Raw genomic sequence first — 26,128 nt, forward strand, 5'->3', positions numbered from 1 at the left:
AAATCGTTTTCAAAAATAACTGGAGATAGACATTCCTATCTATTGTCCTTCCACAGCAGCATCACAGCGAATCATCGCTGCGACATGCTGTATGCATTAACCACGAGTATTCGATACCGGATTCGAAAATTTACTCGTTTCTATTCGGTTTACATCAACCGATACTTTTAATTTCTGGCTTTTCCCTCCATCAAAAAACACCCCTTTAATAGGAGACACGTCACCATAGTCCCTCCCCCAGGCCGTTGTGATATGATGCTCCGCAGGCATATTATCATTGGTAGGATCAAATTCGAACCAGCCTTCACCGGGCGAAAAAACAGAGAACCATGCATGTGATGCATCACTACCCACTAGTTTAACTTCCCCAGGAGGCGGTAACGTTTCCAGATATCCACTGATGTAGCGAGCAGGAAACCCAAGTGAACGCAGACAGCCAATGGCAAGATGCGCGAAATCCTGACAAACGCCTCTTTTTTGCCGTAAGACTTCAGCCAATGGTGTAGCAATACTGGTAGACGCAGGGTCGTATGTAAATTCTTCGTAGATTCTGTGTGTCAATTCTCGCACGGCGGATAACAGAGGCCTGTCTCTGCTAAAGGAGGCTCGCGCATATTCACGCAGTGATGCTGAGGCACGTATCATCGGTGAGTCAAGAATAAATTCACGGGCTTCCAGCACAGCCATATCACGGCTTTGCTGCAGCGAAACCAACGCTTCACCACAGGTAGTACCAAGGTCCAGATTTAAGTCCATTTCATGAGCGTATTTTGATTCATGTATGCGGATCTCCGTTTGGACATCAACGATCAATTCACGATGCGGTTGCTCAAGTGAAAAGTAATAAGCCTGATTACCGAAGTAGTCAATACGCCGATGCCCCGTCGTCTGGAACGGAGTAACCTGCACCGTACTATTGAGACAACTTTGATAATCTGTATCTCTGAGTAACAGATGTGCGAGGTTATAACACAGCGATACCGGCTTTTGATATTCATAATGGGTGACATGCCGAACAGTGTAAATCATAACTCTTCATCCCAATTGGCACGCACAAACTGTTGGTGAACCTTAACCTGATCAAAGTATTTACTGCTTATCTGCGAGGACGTTTCCTGCAGCAGATGCTCAAGACGCCCCAGCAGTTGATCAAGCCCGCCCCGGATGGCCTGATTATCATCGTGCATAACAAGCTCCTCTAAGGTGCTAAGCTGGATAACGGAAGACGCTTCGAGCAGATAACGATCTTCCTTCTCAAGTCCGGGTCCGTGAGCGGTAGAGCGTAATTCAGACAAATGCTGACGAAGCAGTTCTACCTGATAAAATACGGAGCGAGGATTGCTACTGTCATTTAATAAGAGTTCAAGGCCACGTTCCATATCGCTATCGTAATTGTCACGACGACGGAAAGTAATGAGGGTTTCAGAGCTGAGTAAGACCGCTTCAAGAACCCTTAATTGCTCATCTTCCGGTAACACTTGTACCAGCGCCGAACGCAACAGACGGACCGCTTGTATCGCCTTTTCTACGCGACGCCCCATATCCATAAAACGCCAGCCCAAACCACGAACCATGCTTTCTTGCCACAAACCTGCCAGTGCTAACAGGGTCGTCACTAACGGGTCCAGAGCTTCTTCCGGCGCTGCATTCAGGCCAGCTTGCAACTCACCGGTCAAAGCAGCCATCTCATCACGCAGATCATTAATAACACGCTGAGTATCAGCTGATAATAAATCTCTCGCCTGGTCTGAACAGGTGATTAAGGCGTTAAGATTACTGCAGACACTACCGTTACGCTCTGTATCAAGAATGACTGCCAGGAGTTCTGATTCAGGCTCGGCGAATAGCTCTGGATCAACACCGGTAAAACCAGGATAGGTGGTTGTTACCTGAGTCACTGTTCGTAACAACAACTGCCTGGTTTGATCCGGCATATGATAGGTACTGTTAAACTGCACAAATACCGTTCTTAACAGGCGTAAAGCAGACTCAGCACGCTCAGCATAACGCCCCATCCAGAAAAGATTCTCAACTACACGACAAGGAAAAACTGCACGCGGCTGCTTGGTTGCCGGAGGCGTCCATGGTTGAGCTACACGCAAAGGTTTTGACTGTTTCTCTGTTTCGGAAGCGAGAATCCAGGTGTCTTTACTAAAAGCGCCTTGTTGATTGCTCAGGCTGACACTGGTGGCGCTATTACCGACTCGCGTCAATCCGCCGGGCATTATACGGTACGCGGATTCACTCGCGACAGAGAAACTCCGCAGTACAGTAGGCCGTGGCACCAACTCATTACCACTCCATGTAGGTGTAGTTGATGGTCGGACATATTCCTGAGCGACAAAGCTTAACGGCGATGTTTTTAATTGATGCTGAAGGGCCAATTGCTGTTTTTCATCCAAGCGTGAACCAAAAATACTTTGTGTTCCCGACTTATGAAAATGAGGCTTAATAACCAAGTTCTTTATGTTATCAAGCACGTAAGTCAAATCCTGGGGATCACCGCACCAGTATGTTTTAACGGATGCTAATTGTGGCTTTCGACCCAGAAAGTGCATACCAATGTCAGGCAAGTAGCGCAGTAGTACGGGGTTTTCCAGTATGCCGGAACCCAATGGGTTGGCAATAATCACCTTCCCGGAACGAACCACTTCCAGCAACCCCGGGACACCCAGACTTGAGTCACTTCTCAGTTCAACGGGATCTGCAAAGACATCATCAATGCGGCGCAACACCACATCAACCCGCTCCATCTCACCCAAAGATTTCATCCAAAGGTAACCATTGCTTACCCGCAGATCACTACCTTGTACCAATGGGTATCCCAGATAATTTGCAAGATAAGCATGTTCAAAATAGGTTTCGCTATACGAACCGGGTGTGAGGATCACTACCCGAGGCTGGTCTGTTGTTATATGTCGAGCCAGATTATTTAATTTAATACGCAACGTCTGAAAAAAAAGTGACAGTCTGTGCACATGGCTATCGCGAAACAGTGAGGGCAATACACGAGACATAACGGTGCGATTTTCTAATGCATAACCGGCGCCACTAGGTGCTTGCGTACGATCAGAGATGACTTGCATATTCCCGTCAGCATCGCGAACCATATCCGCAGCATGCAGAATAAGCTGGTGCTCACCAGGCAGGACAACCCCATGACACGCTCTTAAAAATCCGGGATGACTGAACACTAACTCAGGGGGAATGACACCATGGCGAATGAGTTCACGTTCACCATAGAGGTCTTTTAAAATCAGATTAAACAGCTCTGAACGTTCAAGCAGGCCGTCTTCAATAACACTCCACTCTTCACTTCCCAATAAAACAGGAACGGGGTCTAACTGCCAAGTAGTCGAAAGTTGAGTAGAACTACTGTTATACGTAGCACCATCATCTCTTAAAATACGTTCGGCTTTAAGGTGACGTTCTTGAATTCCCTGAACACCCAGCGTTTTCAAACCATTAAGCAAGTGCTGCCAATGATCGTTCATTATTGACTGGTTGCCATATACCTCATCATATCTATCGTCCGAGTGCGGATAATCAAAGGTTTCAAGCATTTTTACAGAGGGTGTTTCCATCAAAAAAGGGCCCCAAGGCTAAAACTAAGTGCTGCATTATACATGGGGCCCTACTTCCTTTTTACGCTATTCTAAGATTATTTTTGAATATGCCTGCGTAAATCCAAGGTATGCGGGAATTCGTCAGAAGGAATTTCCATCGGCGGCTCCATCGCACGAGGAGGTTCCTCATTGACAAAAAACTCCCAGATGTCATTGAATTCAGGCTGTGGTTCATGGCTGATTGGCGTATGCCCAAAGTCCCAGAATCGATTAATACGTCGCGATTCCGCTTCAAATGCATTCACAGGAAGTGTTTCATAACTACGCCCACCCGGATGAACAACATGATAGGTACACCCGCCGATCGATTTACCGTTCCAGGTATCAAACAGATCAAACACTAACGGCGAATGCACACCAATCATAGGATGCAATGCTGTTGGCGGATGCCAGGCACGATAACGAACCCCGGCAACATACTCACCATGCCGACCGGTAGAGCGCAATGGTATACGACGACCATTACACGCCAACACATAACGCCCTGGTGTTAACCCGCCCACTTTAACCTGCAAGCGTTCCATAGATGAATCTACATAACGGGACGTACCGAAGCTGCTCACCTCTTCTCCAAGCACATGCCAGGGTTCAATTGCCCAACGTAATTCAATACTCGTATCATCAATCTGCGCGCGCCCATAATGCGGGAAGCGAAACTCCTCGAAAGGCGCCAACCAATCAAGCTGGAAAGGAAATCCGTGTTCTTGCAAGTCAGTTACAACTTCACGCAGATCTTCCCATACGTAATGAGGCAGCATGAAACGGTCATGCAACTCAGTGCCCCAACGTACCAGTGGTTTGTGATACGGATCTTTCCAGAAGCGTACAATTAAGCAGCGGATTAACAACGCTTGCACCAAAGACATGCGAGCATGCGGCGGCATTTCAAAACCGCGGAACTCTAACAGACCCTGACGACCCGATGCAGAGCCCGGCGCAAACAGCTTATCGATACAGAATTCTGAACGATGCGTATTACCGGTAATATCCACCAACAAATTTCGCATTAGCCGGTCGACCAACCATGGCTCACACACTTCGCCCTCTGGCATCTGTGAAAAAGCCACTTCCAATTCATACAACATCTCATCACGGCCTTCATCTACGCGTGGCGACTGGCTTGTCGGGCCAATAAACATGCCTGAGAATAGGTAAGAAAGACCGGGGTGATGCTGCCAATAAGTAACGAAACTACGCAACAAATCTGGTCGACGCAGGAAGGGGCTATCCGTAGGAGTCACCGCACCCAACGTAATATGGTTACCACCGCCTGTTCCGGTATGGCGACCATCGATCATGAATTTCTCAGCGCATAAACGTGCCTGACGGGCTTCTTCGTAGATGATTTCAGTATTTTCGACCAAATCATTCCAGTTTGCCGCCGGATGGATATTAACTTCGATAACACCTGGATCGGGTGTAACCTTAAAGCAGTTCATACGACTGTCTTTAGGCGGCTCATATCCTTCAATCACCACCGGCAGATTCATCTCTGCTGCGGTATCTTCAATCAACTCGATCAACGCTACATAGTGTTCCAGATATTCTGTAGGCGGCATAAACAAGTAAAGCCGGCCATCCCGGGGTTCAATACATAACGTGGTACGAACAACCTCAACATCAATAGTAGACTTGGATTCACTTTTATCCGGACGTGCCTGTTTAACGCTTTCACCAGCATCGGCTAATGCATCGACAGGTTCGAACGGATCACGTGGCTGCGGGTCATCACGCTCGTCGGCCGCCACACGTGGCAAAGAATCCAATGGTAAGCGAAAGCCCATAGGCGAATCACCAGGAATCAGCGCTAACGTTTCACTGCGTAATGGCCACGGACTGGAAAGCCAGTGATTAGTCGAATAATTCCAACCAATAGGCAGGCAGTATCCTATCGGATCGCCCAAACCCTGAGTTAATACTTTAGCGAGTTTCTGCCGCTCAAGATCATCTTTAAGATCCACTTTACGCGGATCGACATTAGTCGGCAAAGACTGCTCTCGCCATAAATAGTAGAGAGTATCCTCGTAGGCGGGTACTAAATATTTAGAGCGCAATCCGGCACGTTTTGTCAGGCTACGGGCGAATGTTTCTGCTTCTTTAACAGTCACGCCATAGTCTTTATCGATTCGCGCTAACAGATCATTATTGCGCCATAAAGGTTGACCATCAGTCCGCCAGAAACAACCTAACGCCCAACGCGGTAATTCCTCACCGGGATACCATTTACCTTGTCCATAATGAAGAAAGCCATCGGGAGCAAACTTATCCCGCATACGCAGAAGCAGATCTTTGGAGAGACTCAGTTTATCGTCACCCAATGCACCCGTATTCCACTGATCTGAATCCATATCATCAATGGAAACAAAGGTAGGCTCGCCACCTTGTGTCAGACGTACATCTAAATCGTGCAGCTGTTTATCGACCGCTTTACCGACGGCATCAATGCATTTCCATTGCTCATCGCTATAAGGCTTGGTAACACGAGGGTCCTCGTGAATACGAATAACCTCATTACTGTAATCAAACGCTACTTCACATTTATCCATACCACCGCTAATGGGTGCAGCAGAACCCGGCGAAGGCGTACAGGCCAGTGGAATATGTCCTTCACTGGCAAATAAACCCGAGGTAGGATCCATACCAATCCAACCAGCACCGGGAATATAAACCTCACACCATGCATGCAGATCGGTGAAATCTTTCTCCGGACCAGACGGCCCATCAAGCGACTTAATGTCTGAAGTCAACTGCACCAGATAACCGGAAACAAAGCGCGCAGCCAGCCCTAAGTGACGGAAAATCTGCACCAACAGCCAGCCAGTATCGCGACACGAGCCTTTCATGATCGTCAGTGTTTCTTCACACGTCTGAACACCAGGCTCCATACGGATGTTATAACCGATATCGCCCTGCAGTCGCTGGTTGATAGCCACCAGAAAATCGTTAATCGGCATCGGCTCTTGTGGAACAGTCTTTAGCCATTCCTTGATGAGCGGACCATCATCGGTAATCTCAAGGTAAGGGTGCAGCTCCTCTTTTAACGTTTTGTCATAGGTAAATGGAAATTTTTCAGCTGACTCTTCGACAAAGAAATCAAACGGATTAATGACCGTCATGTCAGCAATAACTTCTACTTCAATACTCAGGTGTCTGGTTTTTTCCGGAAAAACGATACGTGCCAGAAAGTTACCAAACGGATCCTGCTGCCAGTTAATAAAGTGGTTTTCAGGGCTGATTTTTAATGTGTAGCCATGAATAGGCGTCCGGGAATGCGCAGCAGGGCGCAATCGAAGTACATGAGGCGATAACGAAACCAAGCGATCAAATTTGTATTCGGTTATATGATGTATAGCTGTGCGTATAGTCATTCTGTGCCTCTTTTAAGCATGGCGAACCAAGTTTGATTAAAAACCTGATGCAAATTACCAAGATTAACCTGCTGTTGATTGAGGTATTCACGAAACTCGAACCCTAACCGCTTATCTGAATCCAGCTCAAATTCAACTTCGAGCATTGTATGTAGCGCTTTTTTAGCAGCCGCGTTATTAGGAAGATTTTTAATGCCATTAATCATACTGTCTATGCAAAATCGAAAACTACGCGGAAAGTCAGGATCTTCTAATAAAAACTCAGCCACATCTTTTTCATGAACCGCACTACGCATCGTCCGTCGATAACTTAATTCTGCAGAACTCGAACGCAACACATTGCCCCACACTACCTGGCTGATGTGCATATCCGTTTCGACTTCACCTTCAAGCTGAGCAGCGGCACCCGCATCCAACAAACGGGTTGTCATATCCGCTCTTTCAAGATTGCGCCCTAAGCGCAGAAACTGCCAGGAAGCATCCCGACACATCGTTCCCGTCAAAAGGCCATTAATCTGCTGACAGCCTTTAATAATATTAGTCAGAAACTCATGACGGGCACTACGATTAATGCCCTGCTGTATATTTTTGGTGGCATAGATAGACAGCTCATTAACCATTTCCCAACTTTCCTGCGGCAATACATCTCGCGTAGTTCGCACATTTTCACGAACCATTTTAAGTGCAGAGAGCATTGACGAAGGATTGGTATCATCAGCTAATAAAAATTTAACAACATTGCGCTCATCATGATTTTTATAACGGCTCTCAAATAACTTTTCTGCGCTATTCAGAGTCACCAGGTTATACCAGCTGATATCGAACTCACCGGGAAGATCAAACAACAAACTGTCATACACACTGACCAGTCGTGCTGTGTTTTCTACACGCTCAAGATGACGAGCGATCCAATAAAGTCTCTCTGCAACTTTAGATAGCATCAGCAATACCTCCGTTAACAATCCAGGTATCTTTACTACCGCCGCCTTGCGATGAATTCACAACCAATGATCCTTTTTTCATGGCCACGCGAGTTAATCCACCCGTCGTGACATAGCTGTTTTTGCCTTGCAGTATAAATGGACGCAAATCAAGGTGCCGCGGTTCAACCACACCTTTACCGACCAGTGTAGGCGATGTCGATAAAGCAAGTGTCGGTTGCGCCACATAGTTACGCGGATCAGCCTTAATTAATTTAATAAAGTGGGCTTGTTCTTTTTTAGTAGAGTGAGGGCCTATCAGCATACCGTACCCGCCTGATTCATTGGCAGGTTTGACTACCAGTTCAGCGATATGATCAATCACATATTGACGATGTTCAGGATCATCACATAAATAGGTTTTAACGTTTTTAATTAAAGGCTCTTCTTTCAGATAATAACGAATAATATCCGGCACATAGGCATATACCACCTTATCATCAGCAACCCCTGCACCCGGCGCATTAGCCAAAGCTACGTTGCCAGCCCGCCATGCACGCATCAAACCAGGAACACCCAACACTGATTCTTTTTCAAAAACTTCCGGGTCAAGAAACATATCATCGATACGACGATAAATGACATCAACTCGCTCCAGCCCGGCGATGGTACGCATGTACACGCAATCATCATCACCAACGACCAGATCACTTCCTTCCACCAACTCAGTACCCATTTGCTGAGCAAGATATGCATGCTCAAAATATGCAGAGTTAAAGATACCAGGAGTCATAACGACAATTTCAGGGCGTTTGATACGGCGTGGAGAGATAGACACCAGCGTGTCAAATAATCTGGAGGGGTAATCACCAATGGGCATAATACCCTCTTTCTCGAATAGCTCGGGTAATACCCTTTTCGTGATCGACCTGTTTTCCAGCATGTAAGCAACGCCCGACGGCACGCGCAGGTTATCCTCAAGCACATAAAATTCGCCATCAGAATCACGTACCAGATCTGTTCCACAAATGTGCGCCCATACGCCATGTGCGGGTTTCATACCGATGCATTCGGGCCTGAAGTTTTTTGAATCACGAATAATATGCTCGGGAATAATGCCATCTTTTATAATCTGCTGTTTATCGTAAAGATCACCAATAAACATATTCAACGCTTTTAAGCGCTGCTTAAGGCCGGCGGCTGTTTTTTCCCACTGCTGCTTTGAAATAGTGCGAGGAATAATATCAAAAGGCCAAGCTCGGTCAATATTGCCCTCTTCGGTATACACGGTAAAACTGACACCCATTTCATGGATGGTCGCTTCAGCCATCTGCCGCCGCGCCTCAAGCTCACCTTCGTCCAAAGAAGCCAGGTGTTCTACTAACCTCTCGGCCGATACTCTTGCTTCGCCATTCTCTCCAATCAGCTCATCAAAAAAATTATTAGGATCGTACTGATTCCAATCAATGCTCATATTAGATGCGTCCTATATCAAATACCAGTGGCAACCTATGGACTGTAAAATGCACTAAAAAAGCGCAGCGAAGTTCATAAATTACAATTAAGAGGGCAAAAACCATATATATAACACCCTTTGCGTAACATATAGCAATAAGCACACCAAAGAAACCAGTGAACAAATAATTCTATTTAAGTATTCTAAAAGATAACAATCGCGACTGAGAGAGGCAGCATGATTAAGTATATACCCGCATTTTTATTGCTTTTAGCCAGCACGTTAAGCCTGGCAAATGAGCCCGTCAGCAAAAGTTATTGGGGGTCAAAAGCCATTGGCGGACACGACACGGTTGAGTACCACTCACCTGTGGTCAGAACTCAGCATAAGGAGGTCGCCGGAGATAAACGCTTTGCCGTTGAGTGGAATAATGCATCCTGGCACTTTGCATCGCAGGCTTCTGCCGATAAATTTGCTGCGGATCCCAAACGTTTTCGTCCTGAATATAATGGCTTTTGCTCAAATGCTTTAAGCCTTGGCGAAGGGCTGATCACAACCGATGGAACCGTTTGGGAATTTTTTGGCGATAAGCTGCATCTGTTTTATGCCGAACAAGGCCGTCAGCGCTGGTTAAACGGGGATTGGAAAACCTATAAACAGCAAGCGGACACAGCATGGGCAGCGAAACTCAATAATGCAGAATACTAGTCAATGATTCGTTAGACGCTCTTTTTTGGAAATATAGCGGGTTTTAAAATAGATTTTTGTGACGTTATTCGATATCCATTAATCAAATACCAGAAAATAGTGCCTTTATATGAGCAGCATTCACGTTTAATTGAAATGAACTCAGTAAATTCATTCGTGATTTGCTTTATCATATGCACCTTTATTTCTCGTATTGGATAGTATTCGATGGCTCAGACGATTTCACAACAACTCGAAGCAGCACTCCAGCAACGCATCATGATTCTTGATGGCGGCATGGGAACTATGATTCAGGGCTACCAACTGGAGGAAGCTGACTACCGGGGTGAACGTTTTGCCGACTGGGCTTCTGATGTCAAAGGTAACAATGACCTGCTGGTTCTGACTCAACCCAAGATCATCAAAGATATTCACCGCGACTATCTGGACGCCGGTGCAGATATCATCGAGACCAATACCTTTAACGCAACCCAGATTGCGATGGCTGATTACAATATGGAATCACTCAGCCATGAAATCAATCTGCAAGCCGCCCGGCTTGCTCGCGCCGCCTGTGATGAAGCCACCGCTGAAACGCCAGATCGTCCACGCTATGTAGCGGGTGTGCTTGGCCCGACTAACCGTACTTGCTCTATCTCGCCGGATGTTAATGATCCTGGTTACCGCAATGTCAGCTTTGATGAGTTGGTAGAAGCTTACACCGAATCGATTGACGGTTTGCTTGAAGGTGGTTCCGATATCATTCTGATTGAGACCGTGTTTGATACACTCAACGCCAAAGCCGCCATCTATGCCGTTGAACAATACTTTGATGATCACAACTTACGTGTACCGGTAATGATCTCGGGTACGATTACCGATGCATCCGGCCGTACACTTTCAGGACAGACAACAGAAGCTTTCTGGAATTCAGTTCGCCATGCTAACCCTATTGCGATCGGGCTCAATTGCGCACTCGGTCCAAAAGAACTTCGCCAGTATATTGAAGAGCTTTCGCGTATTGCTCAATGCCATGTTTCTGTGCATCCCAATGCCGGTTTACCCAACGCCTTTGGCGAATATGATGAATCCCCGGAAGAGATGGCCGATGAGATTGGCGAATGGGCAGCTTCTGGCTTTTTAAACATTGTGGGGGGGTGCTGTGGTACAACACCAGAACATATCCGTGTTATTCGTGAATCGGTAGAGAAGCACCCTCCTCGCCAGATTCCCGACCTGCCTGTCGAAATGCGCTTAGCAGGATTAGAGCCCATGCATGTGGGTGCCAACACCTTATTTGTCAACGTCGGAGAACGAACCAACGTTACCGGCTCAGCTGCCTTCAAGCGCCTGATTAAAGAAGGTGATTATGAGACGGCTCTGGCGGTCGCACGCCAACAAGTTGAAAACGGTGCTCAGATCATCGATATCAACATGGACGAAGGCATGCTGGATTCAGAAGCGGCAATGGAGCGTTTCCTGAAACTGATTGCCTCCGAACCTGATATCTCTCGCGTCCCAATCATGATCGACTCTTCCAAATGGGAGGTGATCGAAACCGGCCTGAAGTGCATTCAGGGTAAAGGGATCGTTAACTCCATTTCGATGAAAGAGGGTGTCGAAAAATTTAAAGAACAGGCGAAATTAGTTCGCCGTTACGGTGCTGCTGTTATCGTCATGGCGTTTGATGAAGTAGGACAGGCAGACACCCGCGAACGTAAAATTGAGATCTGTGCTGAGTCTTATCGGATTCTCGTGGATGAAGTGGACTTCCCGCCAGAAGATATAATTTTTGACCCTAACATCTTTGCTGTTGCCACCGGTATTGACGAGCACAACAACTATGCACTTGATTTTATTCAAGCAACGGGCTGGATCAAACAGAACCTGCCTTACGCCAAAATTTCAGGGGGGGTTTCTAACGTATCCTTCTCATTCCGCGGCAACAATCCGGTACGTGAAGCGATTCATTGCGTATTTCTTTATCATGCCATTCAACAAGGCATGGACATGGGGATTGTTAACGCCGGACAGCTGGCCATCTATGACGACCTTCCCGAAGAACTGAAAGAGCTGGTCGAAGATGTTATTCAGAACCGCCGCTCAGACTCTACGGAGCGCCTGCTCGCCGTTGCTGATAAATATCGTGGTGATGGATCAGAAGAAAAAGCGCCCGAAACTCAGGAATGGCGGTCCTGGGAAGTTAACCAACGCTTATCACATGCCCTGGTTAAAGGAATTACCGACTTTATCGAGGACGATGTAGAAGAATGCCGTCAAAACTACGAACGCCCTATTCAGGTTATCGAAGGCCCGTTAATGGACGGCATGGGTATTGTTGGTGACCTTTTTGGTTCCGGCAAAATGTTTCTGCCGCAGGTGGTCAAATCTGCTCGCGTGATGAAAAAAGCTGTGGCGTATTTGATGCCCTTTATTGAAGCCGGTAAAGCTGACAATGAATCCAGCTCAGCGGGTAAAGTCGTGATGGCGACGGTAAAAGGCGATGTACACGATATCGGCAAAAACATTGTCGGTGTCGTACTGCAGTGTAACAATTTTGAAATTATCGATCTGGGCGTCATGGTGTCCGCTGAAAAAATCCTGACGACCGCCCGCGAATCTAACGCCGACCTGATCGGCCTCTCGGGTCTGATCACGCCATCGCTGGACGAAATGGTACATGTTGCTAAAGAGATGCAGCGCCAGGGTTTTAGTATTCCGTTAATGATTGGTGGTGCCACAACGTCAAAAGCACATACCGCTGTGAAAATCGAACCTTCGTTTAAACGTGATCAAGTGGTGCATGTCACTAATGCTTCACGTGCTGTCGGTGTCGCATCCGCGCTGTTATCGAAAGACAGAAAATCATCTTATATCAAAGAGATACAAGAAGATTATCAAGCAACACGTGAACGTCATGCCGCCCGCCAAACGGATAAACGCCGCGTACCTATCAATGTAGCGCGGAGTAACAAGTTCAACATAGACTGGAATAACTACACACCGCCGGTACCAAACCAGCTTGGCATCCAGATTATCGACAATCTGGATCTGAATATCCTGCGTGACTACATCGACTGGAGCCCGTTCTTCCATTCATGGGAACTGGCCGGACGTTATCCGCGCATTCTCAGCGACGAAGTGGTGGGCGAAGAAGCGACTAAACTGTTCGCCGATGCACAGCGCGTATTAGATGACCTGATCAATAACAAAAAACTACAGGCACGCGCAGTATACGGACTGTTTCCTGCTAACAGCGTCAATGATGACGATATAGAACTGTATACTGATGAGACACGCTCAGAAGTATTGATGACGTTACATCACTTGCGCCAGCAAACGGAGAAAATTGCCGGCAAACCCCATTTGTGCCTGTCCGACTTTATTGCACCTAAAGCAAGCGGCAAACCTGACTATCACGGAGCCTTTGCCGTAACAACAGGCTTTGGCGTAGACGAATTGGCAGCGATGTATGAAGCTGACCATGATGACTATCATAGTATTATGGTTAAAGCTCTGGCTGACCGCTTAGCAGAGGCCTTTGCAGAATACCTGCATGCGGTTGTGCGTAAAGAAGCCTGGGGGTATGTGGCAGATGAAAATTTGCAGAATTCAGATCTGATCAAGGAAAAATATCAGGGTATACGTCCTGCCCCTGGCTATCCAGCCTGCCCGGATCATACTGAAAAAGGTTTGCTGTGGGAGCTATTGGATGTAGAGGCCCGCACAGGTATTACCATTACTGAGTCTTACGCTATGCTACCCACAGCTGCAGTGAGCGGCTGGTATTTCAGTCATCCTCAATCCCAGTATTTTGGTGTTGCCAAGATTGGTGAAGATCAGGTTAATAATTATGCAACACGCACCGGCATGGAAATGCATGTTGCTGAGCGCTGGTTATCGCCAAATCTGGGGTATGAGCCGGAAGAGTGATCATCAGAATTCTTCAGCTTTCATTATAAAAATATGCACCGTGGCTATTCGCCTCGGTGCATATATCGCTTACGGCTTTTATAACTCTTATTACTTTTATAACTCTTATAAGGTATGAATGACTGTAAGCACTAAGTGCCAGGTGACGAGTATTGCTCAGACAATAGCATAACCGCTTGAGTTGCCAATACATTAAGCTTATCCCCACCTTCTTTAGCATAGGCTATAAGCTCTTCTTTCATGGAGCGGGCCCAGAATTTTTTTATATGAGTTGCGATAAACTCAACGGACTCAGCATCGGTATCCAGATGGTTATTATCAGCAATTTGGTTTGCCATGATAATTAGCTGATCTAACTGCGAGTGACTCATATTCTGTTTGCTCCAATACTGCCAATCTTAAGTAATAAATAAAGTGATGTTGCTGTGTCGTTAATTATTAGATGCCACTTATTCAGAATCATTTGTTAGCTCAGGGCTGTAACTCACATGCCGATGCGGGCGTGCAAAGCCAATCAGTTGTAACCCTGCTTCCCTGGCTAAGCGCAAAGCCAAACCGGTGGGTGCAGAAACAGCCACAAGCGCATTAATACCTACGGCTGTCACCTTCTGTACCATTTCATAACTTGCACGGCTGGATATCAACACAAACCCCTGCTGCATATCGATGCCTTCGCGCACTAATGCTCCAATAAGCTTATCGAGCGCATTATGACGCCCCACATCTTCCCGAATCATTAATATATCACCCTGTTTATTGCACCAGGCAGCGCCGTGACAAGCGCCTGTAAGCGCTTGCTGTGGCTGATTCTGATCTAGTTTCAGAACTGCATTTTGAATTGCCTGATCACTGACATGGCCAGGCCTTGTCAGTACTTTAATCGGCCTTACGGCTTGCTCAAGTGATTCAGCCCCACACAGGCCGCATCCGGTGCGACCTGTTAGATTGCGTCGTTGTTGTTTCAGCTGCATCATACGCTGAGAAGCAATATTCATCTGTACCTCAACACCGGCATCGTGTTGTTGCAGTTCAATGCCATAAAGCTCATCTGCACTGGTGAGAATGCCTTCTGTAATACTGAAGCCTAATGCAAAATCCTTTAAGTCATTTGGGCTGGTCATCATCACGACATGTGAAATGCCGTTATAAACTAAGGCGACCGCCACCTCTTCCGCGACGTTGTCATGCGCAAGACTCAGATCACCCCGCTCCCAGCGATTAACAGAAACGCTCGCATGCAGCTCAAGTTGCAAGTCTTGTTGCAAGTCTGATTCTGCGCCAGGTTCAACGTCCTTATGAATGACCATTGTCGGGCACGCAGCCATTACCGGCTGACCTCTTCAGATCGATGGCGACGACCCTTTTTAAGGTAATCTTGTTGCTTTTTATTGAAGTCTTCAAAATTCTTCTGCCATTCAGACGGTTGCGTTACCTTCTCAACCTGAACTGCCGTGACCTTATACTCCGGGCAGTTTGTCGCCCAATCTGAGCTATCCGTCGTAATTACATTGGCGCCACTGCCAGGATGGTGGAATGTTGTATACACAACACCTGGCTGCATACGTTGACTAATAACTGCACGCAGTACCGTTTGCCCTGCACGACTACTGATCCCTAACCAATCGCCTTGATTCACACCGCGCTCTTCTGCATCATGCGGATGAATTTCCAGCACATCTTCATCGTGCCATGTTTGGTTTTCTGTACGACGCGTTTGTGCGCCAACATTGTATTGCGAAAGAATACGCCCCGTTGTTAACAATAGCGGGAAGCGTCGGGTCGCACGCTCATCTGTTGCGACATACTCAGTAATTGCCAAGTTACCTTTGCCAATAGGAAAGTCTTCCACGTGCATAATCGGCATCCCTTCAGGATGCTGTTCGTTGCATGGCCACTGAATACTTCCCAGTTCTTCTAAGCGGTCGTAACTTACGCCGCTAAAGCTAGGTGTAAGACTGGCAATTTCATCCATAATTTCCGACGGGTGGCTATAATTCATCTCATAACCTAGCGCGTTAGAAAGCGCTACCGTCACTTCCCAATCTTCTTTTCCTGCCAAAGGCGGCATGACCTTACGAACACGGTTAATACGTCGCTCTGCATTAGTAAACGTGCCATTTTTCTCCAGGAATGTAGAGCCAGGCAACAAAACATGAGCAAATTTTGCCGTTTCATTAAGGAAGATATCCTGCACAATCACACAGTCCAGCGCTTTAAGTGCAGCTTCTACATGCTGAGTATTCGGGTCAGATTGCGCAATGTCTTCACCTTGCACGTACAAGGCTTTAAAGCTTCCAGCCAGTGCCGCATCAAACATGTTAGGAATACGCAAACCGGGTTCATCATCAAGTTTAACGCCCCATGCTGCTTCAAACCGGCCGCGCGCTTCATCGTCTGCTACATGCTGGTAACCAGGCAGTTCATGAGGAAAAGACCCCATATCACAAGAACCCTGTACGTTATTCTGGCCGCGTAGTGGATTAACTCCGACACCTTCGCGACCAATATTGCCGGTAGCCAATGCTAAGTTGGCAATACCCATAACCATGGTTGAACCTTGACTATGCTCAGTCACGCCCAGTCCATAGAAGATCGCGCCGTTACCGGCATTGGCATAGACCCGGGCCGCCCTTCGTACATCCCCGGCATCCACACCGGTAATGCTTTGCATGGCTTCGGGTGAGTTACGCTCTTCTCTGATAAATGCCTGCCATTTGAGAAATGCTTTATCGTCACAGCGCGAGGCTATAAACGCTTTATCTTCAAGACCTTCGCTCATAATGGTGTGTGCCAGTGAGTTCACTAAGGCGACATTAGTACCCGGACGCAACGGTAGATGGATAGCATCTTTGAGATGAGGGGTTTTGAGTAGATCAATTTTGCGTGGATCAGCCACAATGAGCTGCGCACCTTCTCGCAAACGACGACGCATCATAGAAGCAAACACCGGATGTGCATCGGTCGGATTAGCGCCGATCACCAGCATCGTATCGGTGTGTCTGATTGAGTCAAATGTCTGCGTTCCGGCAGACTCACCCAGCGTAGTTTTCAAACCATACCCCGTTGGGCTGTGACAAACGCGGGCGCAGGTGTCGGTGTTGTTATTACCAAAAGCCGCACGAATCAATTTCTGCACGAGATAGGTTTCTTCATTCGTACAACGGGAAGAAGTGATACCACCAACACTTTCCCGCCCATACTTCGCCTGTACTTCTTTCAAACGTTTTGCAGCAAAACCAATCGCATCTTCCCAGCTTACTTCACGCCATTGCTCATCGATATTGTCGCGGATCATCGGGGTTTTTATACGATCTTTATGGGTTGCATAGCCAAAAGCAAAACGCCCTTTAACACATGAGTGCCCCTGATTTGCTTCACCGCCTTTATAAGGCACCATGCGCACGACCTGGTCACCTTTCATCTCCGCTTTAAACGAACAGCCAACACCGCAGTATGCACATGTTGTTACGATACTGTGTTCTGGCTGCCCCATCTCAATGACGTTATTCTCCATTAACGTCGATGTTGGGCATGCCTGCACACAAGCACCACAGGATACGCAGTCCGAATCGAGAAAGGAGTCATCCTGTCCTGCTACAATTTTCGAGGCAAAGCCTCGTCCATCAACGGTCAGCGCAAATGTACCCTGTACCTCTTCACAGGCACGCACACAACGCGAACAGACAATGCATTTACTCGGATCAAAGGTAAAATAAGGGTTGGATTTGTCCTTTTCAGCATCCAGATGGTTATGGCCATCAAAGCCATAGCGCACTTCACGCAAGCCGACAGCACCCGCCACATCCTGTAATTCGCAATCGCCATTTGAAGGGCAAGTTAAGCAGTCCAGCGGATGATCAGAGATGTACAATTCCATAATATTGCGACGCAGTTTGCCAATTTTCTCATTCTGCGTTGTTACTTTCATACCGGCCTCAACCGGTGTTGTGCAGGAGGCCGGAAAGCCGCGACGACCTTCAATTTGTACAGCACAAAGCCTGCAGGAGCCAAACGCTTCGAGGTTATCGCTGGCGCATAGCTTTGGAATATTAATATCGGCCAGTGCTGCCGCTCGCAGTACCGATGTCCCTTCCGTCACGGTGATCTCAACACCATCTACCTGTAACGTAATCAGGTTTTCTGACAGGCTCTGCGGCGTACCATAATCTTTATTGAAATCCATGTGCTCAGGATTCTGCTGCGTAGCGCCTTTTTGTTTTGGATCGTAATGCTGCAACATGTTATTTAGCCTCCGTCTGGATAGACATTCTGGAATGGGCCAGCGCAATATCTTCAGGGAAATACTTGAACGCACTCTTTACCGGAATCGGCGTCATGCTGCCCATGGCACATAAAGACCCATCGATCATGGTTTCGCAAAGATCATCCAGCAGCGCAAGGTTAGCTTCAACTTTGTCACCCGCTCTGATCTTATCGATCACTTCAACACCCCGGGTGGAACCAATGCGACATGGCGTACATTTTCCGCATGACTCCTCGACACAGAACTCCATAGAAAAGCGTGCCTGCTCTGTCATATCAACCGATTCGTCAAACACAACCACGCCGCCATGCCCCAAAACCGCACCGATCGCTGCAAAGGCTTCATAGTCCAGTGGTGTATCCCATTGGCTTTGGGGTAAATACGCGCCTAATGGCCCACCGACCTGAATAGCTCGCATGGGCAAACCTGTTTCGGTACCACCGGCAAAATCGTCGAGTAATTCGCGCAGAGTCGGACCAAATGCCAGTTCGACTAAGCCACCCTGTTTGATGTTACCGGCTAACTGAAATGGCAGAGTTCCGCGTGAGCGCCCCATACCGCAATCAGCATACGCTTTACTACCGTGCGCCATGATGAAAGGCACGGCTGCCAGTGATAGTACATTGTTAACGACAGTAGGCTGACCAAACAATCCTTTTATAGCAGGCAATGGCGGTTTAAAACGCACCACGCCTCGCTTACCTTCCAGACTTTCAAGTAATGATGTTTCTTCACCACAGATATACGCCGCCGCACCTAAGCGCACCTCAAGGTCGAATTTCTTACCGCTGCCCTGGATGTTTTCACCGAGATAACCCGCTTGGTAAGCGTTAGCAATTGCCTCTTTCATAATCTGATGAGCGACCGGATACTCTGAACGCAGGTAGATATAACCCTGAGTTGACCCGACCGCTAAACCGGCAATGATCATTCCTTCGACCAGCATCAAAGGATCTGCCTCCATAACTAACCTGTCGGCAAATGTACCCGAATCACCCTCATCCGCATTACACACAATATATTTTTGATCAGCAGCACAGTCATGCACGGTTTGCCATTTGATACCTGTTGGAAATGCTGCGCCACCGCGGCCACGTAAACCCGACGCTTTCACTTCATCAACAATCATCTGACCGCTAAGCGCCAGACTGTTTTCCAGGCCTTTAAAGCCATCATGTAGTTTATAGTCAGCTATTGAAACAGGGTCTGTAATACCCGCACGGGCAAACGTCAGACGCTGCTGTTTTTTCAGATAGGGGATCTCTTCAGGATCACCCAGTGCCAGGCGGTGTGTACTCTTGCCTTCAGGCAAACCCGCATCAAACAGAGCGGCAACATCCCTTGCTTCGACTGGGCCATAAGCCACACGGCCATTGCCAGTTTGTACTTCTATCATGGGCTCAAGCCAGAACAAACCACGTGAACCATTTCGCACTAACTCAATATCAATCCCACGAGACTCAGCTTGGGCCAAAATCATACTAACGACTTTCTCGCCGCCCAAGGCCAGCGTGGTGGTATCACGCGGAACATAAATCTTGATGCTCATGATCTGATCTCCAGCGCTACCGTTGTTAACTCATCAACCAGCTGATCGAATTTTTCGGGGGTTACACGACCAATAATATCGTCACCTATACGTATGGATGGACCACAGGCGCAGTTACCTAAACAATAAACATCTTCCAGACTAAACTCCCTGTCCGTCGTTGTTTGGTGATAATCGATACCCAGTTTTGCTTTAACATGTGCTTCTAATGCACGAGAGCCACGCGCCTGGCATGCTTCAGCCCGACACACCTCCAATGAATGCCGGCCCGGTGGCGTCATTCGAAAAAGATGGTAGAAGGTAACAACGCCATGAATTTCTGCGCGGGTCTGATGCAACGCATCGGCAATCAGCGGTAACGATTCTGCGGGAATATAACCGGCTAAATTCTGAATACCATGCAAAATCGGAAACAAAGCTCCGGGCTTGTGCTTTAGTGATGTAATCACCTCTTGCACTTCTTGAAGGTCCCATTGCACTAAATCATTCATTGTTGTTGCACCTGTTTTACTGGCTCTGTGTAGAGGCTGCTTACTGAAAAGTCTTCCTGCTAAAAATCATCAACTACTAACGAGACATTCTCTACTACTCGGCAGTCGCTCTGCATAAATTCGCATCAGCAAGGATAGTTTTATTATCTTCTAATCTAAAGTTACCATTATCAGGCGATTGTACAAATATGCATTTTTATGCCTATTATATTAAACAGAGTAAAAACAGATAAAATAGGTTATATTTTTTCAATAATAAGCATATATATGTAATTGTATGCCTATTTAAATTAAGATTTTTGAATAGCTTCCGGGCACAGAGAAATCAATATCATGACCACTAAACGAATCCAGATTGACCCTGCCTGGGTCTTCCGCGATGAAGCGGGAAATACACTTGATCCGCAGTTATTCCGGCTATTAGCAGAAATACATCAGTTCAAAAAATTAACATCCGCAGCCAAGGCAGCAGGAATCTCTTATCGTCATGGCTGGAACCTGCTCAATAAATGGGCCGATTTTTTTGGTACTGAATTAGTCAGACTGGAGAAAGGACGTGGTGCCACATTGACGCCCTTAGGTGAAAAACTGCTCTGGGCAGAACAACGTGTGATGGCCCGTTGTCAACCACAGATGGCTAACCTTGCATCTGAATTGAATGTGGAAATCCAAAAAGCACTGGTTAATTTAACGCCACTGTTACGTATCCAGGCAAGTCATGGTTATGCCGTCGCGCTACTGCCGCAAGTGTGCATTAACCTGCAGCTTGATCTGCAATACAGCAGTCCCTTGGAAGCACTCGCTGCGCTTAATCGTGATGCATGTGACATCGCAGGATTCCATATGCCAACCGGCATTGTTATTCCTCAGCTTCTTGAGCGGTATCAACAACTGCTAAAACCCCGCTCCCACAAAGTCATTCGTTTTATCTCTCGCCAGCAAGGACTGATGGTTGCTAAAAACAACCCTCTGCAGATTGAAACATTAAGCGACTTAACCCGCAGCGGTGTGCGCTTTATCAATCGACAGGAAGACTCAGGCACCCGCGCCCTCTTCGATCAACTCATTTGCAACGAGGGGATTGCTGCTGCAAACATCGACGGATACAGTAACCGGGAATTCACACACTCGGCTGTCGCCGCTTATGTCGCTTCTGACATGGCGGACGCTGGCTTTGGCGTAGAGCAAGCCGCTCATCAGTTTGGTCTGGGTTTTATACCCATCTGCAGCGAAGACTATGTTTTTGTATGTCATCAGAAAAATCTTAAGAAAGCAGCCGTCAACCAATTTATCGATATAATAAAAAGCGAAGCATTCAAGCAGAAAGTACAAACCCTGGCAGGCTATAAAAGCGAACTGAGCGGAACAATTGAGACAATAGAAGAATTAAGCGGCTTTATGACCCTGTAAGCCGCTTTACTTAATGAGAAGATAAAAGTAAAACTCGCCAACCCCGGTACCAGATCAAAGTGATGTCAAATTGATGTTAAAGGGATGACCAAAGGTGCCAGCGCCAACGGGATGCCTGAGCGTGCCTTTTCTGTGTCAGGCAAGACATCTGAACTTGGCCAGATACCAGTTAATAACGCCGTCTTATAGGCTGTATTCAAGCCTGATTGACTCATCGTATCTGCCGTGTTTTGAGCATCATATGTTAAGCGATGCCAGCTTATTTCTATAGCATCGGCCAGAGTTGATATCAGCATATACCAACCATCCTGTGTCCCATCGTTAGCGGGCATGCCGATAACACCCGCATTAAGCCACGCTTTGTTTACGGCTGTTTTAGCAAAAACGCTCTTGCCAAAGACTTCCTTACCAAAGGGAATGCCACCATGCCCACCAATGATAATTCGGGCTTGTGTATCAGCCAATTGTGCGCTGATCTGTTCAACATCTGACGCATAGATAAACTGGTTTATCTGTTCTGTGCCGCCGTGAACCGCTTCAAACTCAACACCCCCATAATGAAAACTGATACTGCGTGGCAATTGTTTCATCCACTGCTTGCTCTCTTGACTGATGCGTGGTTTAGAAAAATTAAACCAACCGGCTGATAACAGATCGCAAGAGGTACCTTCTTCAAACCCACAGCCACAATCATCTGCGTCATTACCGAAAGACTCTTCACAGTTCCCCATCACCACGGCAATATCCCATTGACGAATGAGATTAATCGTTTCTTGCGGCGAAGCGCAGTAGGCAACCAAGTCTCCGCTACACAGAACATTAGTGGCAGGAATGGCTAATCGAGTCGCTTCAGCAAGCATAGCTTTGGTGGCTTCAGCGTTACTATAGGGACCACCAAAAACAAGCAGTGGTTTGTTCTGAACTGGATTAAACAATGTCATGACCAGGTCGCCTCCATCAAATTTTTTTCAGGCTCTTTTGACCTATCCTTCATCAGACCTATCCAAAAAAACAAACAACCCAGCATGAGGATAACTACTGATATCGCCAACAGTTTTGTATATTTGTGGTATTCGCCCAATAGCTGTGTATGCCCGGCTGATTCGACAAAATAGAGTAGCGCACCGGCTAAAGCCAGCATAAAAGTAGCCAGATAACTCCACACAGGAATATTAGTTTTTCCACCCCATAGCGAGAAAAAGATAACTGGTGCAAGATACAGTGACGCGGTACCACTCAGGGCAACCGCGCTAAACAGATCTTTGTTACCTAAGAAGACACCCAGCAAGCCCATGAGCATAAACAGCGCCATGCTGATACGACCATTGTTAACGCTGGGATTAGCCCACTTCATATCCACGACAACTAATTTAGCAGAGCTGGACAAGGTACTATCCAGTGTCGACATTGCTGAAACCACCAGAGTAATGTTAAACAGCAACATGGGAACGTCACCCAGAATACGCAGTAAGACCGCGTTCATCGCCTCGCCAGAGAGCGCTTGTGATCCGGCAATCACACCAGAGGAACCAAACAGAATGATGCATAAAACGCTGATCCAGGCAGCATGTAAAAAGCTTTTACGTGTTGTTTCTCTATCGGCAAGAAAACCGCGGTCCATCATCACAGGATCATGCATCGGATAACTCCATACCTGCAGCAAAGCGACTACAAGCAGAATGGGACCAGGATCGGAAATATTAAAGGGTTTAAACAACAGATGCCCGACAGTGGCGTTGCCGCTACTGATCACCCATACCGTCAGAATCACCAGCACTACTAAAAACAAGACCATCTGCATCAAGTCAGTGCGTAAAGAAGCATGCAAACCGCCCAGCATGGAATAAACCAAAGTAACCACAGCAAAAGCTATAACAGCGAACATATAGGCGCTACTGCCCGCTACACCAAACAGAATGCCAATAACCAGAATATTGGCAAAAATTTCACTCACTAATCTGATACCAATGACGAAGTTATAGCAGCGCGTACCCCAGGCGCCAAAGCGGTGATCAAGGAAAGCCTGAATGCTGTTAAAACCATGTCTGAACCGCACAGAATCAATAATTTTAGCGCCCGTCAGGAACGACAGATAATAGGCGGCATAGGCCAGTGTGCCCCACAGTCCATAGTAGAAGCCGAGTATTGCCGCATTCAGTAATGAACGGGCAAATATCCAGGTAGTCACTTGCGAGAAAACGAGTATCAGTAAACCAGGCTGCTCGCCTGTAGGAGAAAGCCCTTTGAAAAAGGCTGCATCACTTTGAGCTTTAGGGGATAACAGCAGTGATAATACTGCAACAAAACCAACAACAATCGCCAGCGATTGCTCCATAAAACATCCTCATGGAATCAAAATAGGTATCAGATAGTCTGCGTCATGAGTCTGATTACATGAGCATCCATTAGTTCCGCCAAGCAATAAAGAGTAATTTTTTTATAATCGAAACAGATAAAACACGTCCTACCTCTATGAAAATTATCTTTAAGACAGAATGTCAATAATTCCAGCTTCACATAACTTTACATTTCTTAGCACTTTCTCATCTATTTATTCAAAGCTAAGCAGAATAGCATAAAACTTAACTGACTCGTTGAGGAGTACACATCATGCGTGCATTAATAAGAATACAATACGGACTGGCTTCAGCATTACTGGTACTGCTGACCCTTTCGGCAACGGCCAGGGCTGATACTGATATCCGAGCTCATGGGACACTGAACTTTTTCCTTCCTCATGGCTCTGTGTCGCTGGCCATTGGAGAGCCGCGGCATCGACACTATGTCAACACCGACTACCTCTATGAAAAGCGTCGCTACGCTCCTGAGTACAGAAAAGGTCATCACAATTACCAGCATAACCATTACCAGCAAAATAAAAGCTATTACAAAAAAGCGCCTAAACACTATGTCGTTATACAGCAGCCTCATAAACACCATCCGGTATTTATAGATCATCCAAGAAAAGATAATCATGCCAGGCATCAACAGAAGAATGAACGCCAATACTCAAAACAGACCAGACATGACCACAGCGATAGATCAAAGAGAGACCGTGATCACAAAAGAGACAGGGACCACAAAAGAGACATGAAAGGGTCTGGTAATAACCGCAATGACTACATTAACTACAGACACTAGATTAACACTAAAATAGTGGTTGCATTAGTTCACATAGATGACGACTTTTCTGAGTAGTCTCTATGTGAACCCTTTTGAAAAACTTGATATAGATACTTACTTAGCTACTTACTTAGCCAGCGGCTTAGATACTCAGCCCCTTGGCTATCTTTATTCTTGAATATTCCCTATATAAAAGACCAGCTCAAGTATACGCCCCTGTACAGCGTTACCCCTCGCGGTATCAAGAGGACCATATGAGTTCATTACCTCTTCACTAAACAGGTCCCCCCAAATTGGCATTTCTTCCGACCCATGCGCCCGGGTTCTTTGCGGATCTCTAATCTGTTCATATACCAGAGCCTGAGGGAAAACCCCGCCATTTTTTTTACTGATTAATGTAAGGTCTGCGGGTTTCTTACTCAAGAAGTCCAATATAACCCCCTCACCTTTACCATCAGCGCCATGACAGACAGCGCAGTTTTTTACAAATGCAGCCTTTCCTATAAGCTCGGTAGACTTGTTATCCTGAGCAGAAATAGTAGTAGAGAGAGTGAGCAATATCACACTATAAAAAACATCAGTTGCGTTAGGAATAATAAATTTCATGTTATCACCTCTATTTATTTTTATATGCACAGTCATGCTAAATTGAAAGTACATGAATATTTCATCTATGACTCTTAAAAATAAGCCCGAAAGAACTCAATCTTAAATCATAAAAGTTAATTGGTATTTTGAGGTGTTTTAATGATAGCCATCAAAGATCTGAATAAATTATTACTTAAATATCACGATCAACGATGAGGTTAAGACAAGATTTTTTAGCCCGCCGGGTTAAATCAGCAGGCTTTCATGTAATGAATTTAATTATGGCCAGACTTCACTGATTACCTTTCTGAATCATCTGAATAAAATATATTAATTCAAGAACACTGGCGTTTTTAACTTTTTCAGATTTCTTTTCAGATTCGGCAAGGTCGATTTTTTCTTTTGCCGCCGCCTTATTATAGCCCTTTTTCCAAACGGGCATATCTCCACTATCATCAAGGGAAGCATCACTGAACGCATCACTGGACGCTAACGATTGTCGGTCAATTATCTGAAAAGCGCTATCAAACGCAAGCGCTCTAACATGAGTAGTAGGCGTTATATCATGCTTATAAGTTAACATGACGGGTACATCGGTAGCGATTATCTCTACCGCTGCAACTAAATGACTGATAAAAAAAGACATACTAAAAATAAGAGGCACACTGGATTTTTTAACAGACTTTCTAAATGAAAAGGTGTTAAACATAATA

The 26,128-nt window shown here is 46.4% G+C and carries 18 protein-coding genes; 4 read left to right on the top strand and 14 right to left on the bottom strand.

The window, feature by feature from the left end:
- Nucleotides 1–96: 96 nt before the first annotated feature.
- The 5 genes from BM099_RS10275 to BM099_RS10295 all read right to left on the bottom strand — a co-directional run bounded on the left by BM099_RS10275 (nt 97) and on the right by BM099_RS10295 (nt 9,388).
- Nucleotides 97–1,029: a transglutaminase family protein gene (locus BM099_RS10275; RefSeq protein WP_090727646.1), complete on the bottom strand. Its 933-nt coding sequence runs from the start codon at nt 1,027–1,029 to the stop codon at nt 97–99.
- Nucleotides 1,026–3,584, bottom strand: a complete 2,559-nt coding sequence (locus BM099_RS10280; RefSeq protein WP_232349091.1) for a circularly permuted type 2 ATP-grasp protein — start codon at nt 3,582–3,584, stop codon at nt 1,026–1,028. Before BM099_RS10280 ends, BM099_RS10275 begins: the two co-directional genes overlap by 4 nt.
- Before the next feature lie 77 nt (nt 3,585–3,661).
- Nucleotides 3,662–6,994: a transglutaminase family protein gene (locus tag BM099_RS10285; RefSeq protein ID WP_090727648.1), complete on the bottom strand. Its 3,333-nt coding sequence runs from the start codon at nt 6,992–6,994 to the stop codon at nt 3,662–3,664.
- The gene (locus BM099_RS10290; RefSeq protein ID WP_090727650.1) at nt 6,991–7,935 is read right to left on the bottom strand and encodes an alpha-E domain-containing protein; all 945 of its coding nucleotides are present in this window, start codon (nt 7,933–7,935) and stop codon (nt 6,991–6,993) included. The genes BM099_RS10285 and BM099_RS10290 overlap by 4 nt, the downstream gene beginning before the upstream one ends.
- Nucleotides 7,925–9,388 (bottom strand): circularly permuted type 2 ATP-grasp protein, encoded by a 1,464-nt coding sequence (locus BM099_RS10295; protein ID WP_090727652.1) that lies wholly within the window; start codon nt 9,386–9,388, stop codon nt 7,925–7,927. Before BM099_RS10295 ends, BM099_RS10290 begins: the two co-directional genes overlap by 11 nt.
- Before the next feature lie 219 nt (nt 9,389–9,607).
- On the opposite strand from BM099_RS10295, the gene BM099_RS10300 reads away from it, so the two are divergent.
- Together BM099_RS10300 and metH are read left to right on the top strand one after the other, a co-directional pair.
- Nucleotides 9,608–10,078, top strand: a complete 471-nt coding sequence (locus BM099_RS10300; protein WP_090727654.1) for a YHS domain-containing (seleno)protein — start codon at nt 9,608–9,610, stop codon at nt 10,076–10,078.
- Between the two features lie 207 nt (nt 10,079–10,285).
- Nucleotides 10,286–13,990 (top strand): methionine synthase, encoded by a 3,705-nt coding sequence (gene metH, locus BM099_RS10305; RefSeq protein WP_090727657.1) that lies wholly within the window; start codon nt 10,286–10,288, stop codon nt 13,988–13,990.
- Nucleotides 13,991–14,121: 131 nt separating this feature from the next.
- Here the strand turns inward: metH and BM099_RS10310 are convergent, their stop codons facing one another.
- The 5 genes from BM099_RS10310 to BM099_RS10330 form a co-directional block, all read right to left on the bottom strand.
- Nucleotides 14,122–14,361 carry a formate dehydrogenase subunit delta gene (locus BM099_RS10310; RefSeq protein ID WP_090727659.1) on the bottom strand — a complete coding sequence of 80 codons (240 nt, stop codon included), beginning with the start codon at nt 14,359–14,361 and terminating at the stop codon, nt 14,122–14,124.
- A 78-nt stretch (nt 14,362–14,439) separates the two neighbouring features.
- Nucleotides 14,440–15,315 (bottom strand): formate dehydrogenase accessory sulfurtransferase FdhD, encoded by an 876-nt coding sequence (gene fdhD / locus BM099_RS10315; RefSeq protein WP_232349090.1) that lies wholly within the window; start codon nt 15,313–15,315, stop codon nt 14,440–14,442.
- Nucleotides 15,315–18,230 carry a formate dehydrogenase subunit alpha gene (gene fdhF / locus BM099_RS10320; RefSeq protein ID WP_090727662.1) on the bottom strand — a complete coding sequence of 972 codons (2,916 nt, stop codon included), beginning with the start codon at nt 18,228–18,230 and terminating at the stop codon, nt 15,315–15,317. The genes fdhD and fdhF overlap by 1 nt, the downstream gene beginning before the upstream one ends.
- 1 nt (nt 18,231) lies before the next feature.
- Nucleotides 18,232–19,803, bottom strand: coding sequence for a formate dehydrogenase beta subunit (locus tag BM099_RS10325; RefSeq protein WP_090727664.1), 1,572 nt, complete (start codon nt 19,801–19,803; stop codon nt 18,232–18,234).
- On the bottom strand, nt 19,800–20,294 hold the full coding sequence (locus BM099_RS10330; RefSeq protein ID WP_090727666.1) for a formate dehydrogenase subunit gamma: 495 nt from the start codon (nt 20,292–20,294) through the stop codon (nt 19,800–19,802). The genes BM099_RS10325 and BM099_RS10330 overlap by 4 nt, the downstream gene beginning before the upstream one ends.
- 333 nt (nt 20,295–20,627) lie before the next feature.
- Between BM099_RS10330 and BM099_RS10335 the strand changes: the two genes are divergently transcribed.
- Nucleotides 20,628–21,704 (top strand): substrate-binding domain-containing protein, encoded by a 1,077-nt coding sequence (locus BM099_RS10335; RefSeq protein ID WP_090727669.1) that lies wholly within the window; start codon nt 20,628–20,630, stop codon nt 21,702–21,704.
- A 65-nt stretch (nt 21,705–21,769) separates the two neighbouring features.
- Here the strand turns inward: BM099_RS10335 and BM099_RS10340 are convergent, their stop codons facing one another.
- A complete protein-coding gene (locus BM099_RS10340) occupies nt 21,770–22,645 on the bottom strand; it encodes a metallophosphoesterase family protein (protein WP_090727671.1) in 876 nt (291 codons plus the stop codon).
- Nucleotides 22,642–24,039: an SLC5/6 family protein gene (locus BM099_RS10345; protein ID WP_090727674.1), complete on the bottom strand. Its 1,398-nt coding sequence runs from the start codon at nt 24,037–24,039 to the stop codon at nt 22,642–22,644. Before BM099_RS10345 ends, BM099_RS10340 begins: the two co-directional genes overlap by 4 nt.
- Nucleotides 24,040–24,314: 275 nt before the next feature.
- On the opposite strand from BM099_RS10345, the gene BM099_RS10350 reads away from it, so the two are divergent.
- Nucleotides 24,315–24,845, top strand: coding sequence for a hypothetical protein (locus BM099_RS10350; RefSeq protein ID WP_090727677.1), 531 nt, complete (start codon nt 24,315–24,317; stop codon nt 24,843–24,845).
- A gap of 150 nt (nt 24,846–24,995) precedes the next feature.
- Here BM099_RS10350 and BM099_RS10355 read toward each other — a convergent pair whose 3' ends face one another.
- Together BM099_RS10355 and BM099_RS10360 are read right to left on the bottom strand one after the other, a co-directional pair.
- Nucleotides 24,996–25,433 carry a c-type cytochrome gene (locus BM099_RS10355; protein ID WP_177201146.1) on the bottom strand — a complete coding sequence of 146 codons (438 nt, stop codon included), beginning with the start codon at nt 25,431–25,433 and terminating at the stop codon, nt 24,996–24,998.
- A gap of 274 nt (nt 25,434–25,707) precedes the next feature.
- Nucleotides 25,708–26,124, bottom strand: a complete 417-nt coding sequence (locus BM099_RS10360; protein ID WP_090727683.1) for a hypothetical protein — start codon at nt 26,122–26,124, stop codon at nt 25,708–25,710.
- Between the last annotated feature and the right edge of the window lie 4 nt (nt 26,125–26,128).

This window comes from Neptunomonas qingdaonensis (assembly GCF_900113275.1).
Lineage (GTDB): Bacteria > Pseudomonadota > Gammaproteobacteria > Pseudomonadales > Balneatricaceae > Neptunomonas > Neptunomonas qingdaonensis.

Excerpts from the sequence above, each read along its gene's own strand:
- BM099_RS10275 (WP_090727646.1), bottom strand. The coding sequence starts at position 1,029 with ATGATTTACACTGTTCGGCATGTCACCCATTATGAATATCAAAAGCCG.
- BM099_RS10280 (WP_232349091.1), bottom strand. The coding sequence starts at position 3,584 with ATGGAAACACCCTCTGTAAAAATGCTTGAAACCTTTGATTATCCGCAC.
- BM099_RS10285 (WP_090727648.1), bottom strand. The coding sequence starts at position 6,994 with ATGACTATACGCACAGCTATACATCATATAACCGAATACAAATTTGAT.
- BM099_RS10290 (WP_090727650.1), bottom strand. The coding sequence starts at position 7,935 with ATGCTATCTAAAGTTGCAGAGAGACTTTATTGGATCGCTCGTCATCTT.
- BM099_RS10295 (WP_090727652.1), bottom strand. The coding sequence starts at position 9,388 with ATGAGCATTGATTGGAATCAGTACGATCCTAATAATTTTTTTGATGAG.
- BM099_RS10300 (WP_090727654.1), top strand. The coding sequence starts at position 9,608 with ATGATTAAGTATATACCCGCATTTTTATTGCTTTTAGCCAGCACGTTA.
- metH (WP_090727657.1), top strand. The coding sequence starts at position 10,286 with ATGGCTCAGACGATTTCACAACAACTCGAAGCAGCACTCCAGCAACGC.
- BM099_RS10310 (WP_090727659.1), bottom strand. The coding sequence starts at position 14,361 with ATGAGTCACTCGCAGTTAGATCAGCTAATTATCATGGCAAACCAAATT.
- fdhD (WP_232349090.1), bottom strand. The coding sequence starts at position 15,315 with ATGGCTGCGTGCCCGACAATGGTCATTCATAAGGACGTTGAACCTGGC.
- fdhF (WP_090727662.1), bottom strand. The coding sequence starts at position 18,230 with ATGTTGCAGCATTACGATCCAAAACAAAAAGGCGCTACGCAGCAGAAT.
- BM099_RS10325 (WP_090727664.1), bottom strand. The coding sequence starts at position 19,803 with ATGAGCATCAAGATTTATGTTCCGCGTGATACCACCACGCTGGCCTTG.
- BM099_RS10330 (WP_090727666.1), bottom strand. The coding sequence starts at position 20,294 with ATGAATGATTTAGTGCAATGGGACCTTCAAGAAGTGCAAGAGGTGATT.
- BM099_RS10335 (WP_090727669.1), top strand. The coding sequence starts at position 20,628 with ATGACCACTAAACGAATCCAGATTGACCCTGCCTGGGTCTTCCGCGAT.
- BM099_RS10340 (WP_090727671.1), bottom strand. The coding sequence starts at position 22,645 with ATGACATTGTTTAATCCAGTTCAGAACAAACCACTGCTTGTTTTTGGT.
- BM099_RS10345 (WP_090727674.1), bottom strand. The coding sequence starts at position 24,039 with ATGGAGCAATCGCTGGCGATTGTTGTTGGTTTTGTTGCAGTATTATCA.
- BM099_RS10350 (WP_090727677.1), top strand. The coding sequence starts at position 24,315 with ATGCGTGCATTAATAAGAATACAATACGGACTGGCTTCAGCATTACTG.
- BM099_RS10355 (WP_177201146.1), bottom strand. The coding sequence starts at position 25,433 with ATGAAATTTATTATTCCTAACGCAACTGATGTTTTTTATAGTGTGATA.
- BM099_RS10360 (WP_090727683.1), bottom strand. The coding sequence starts at position 26,124 with ATGTTTAACACCTTTTCATTTAGAAAGTCTGTTAAAAAATCCAGTGTG.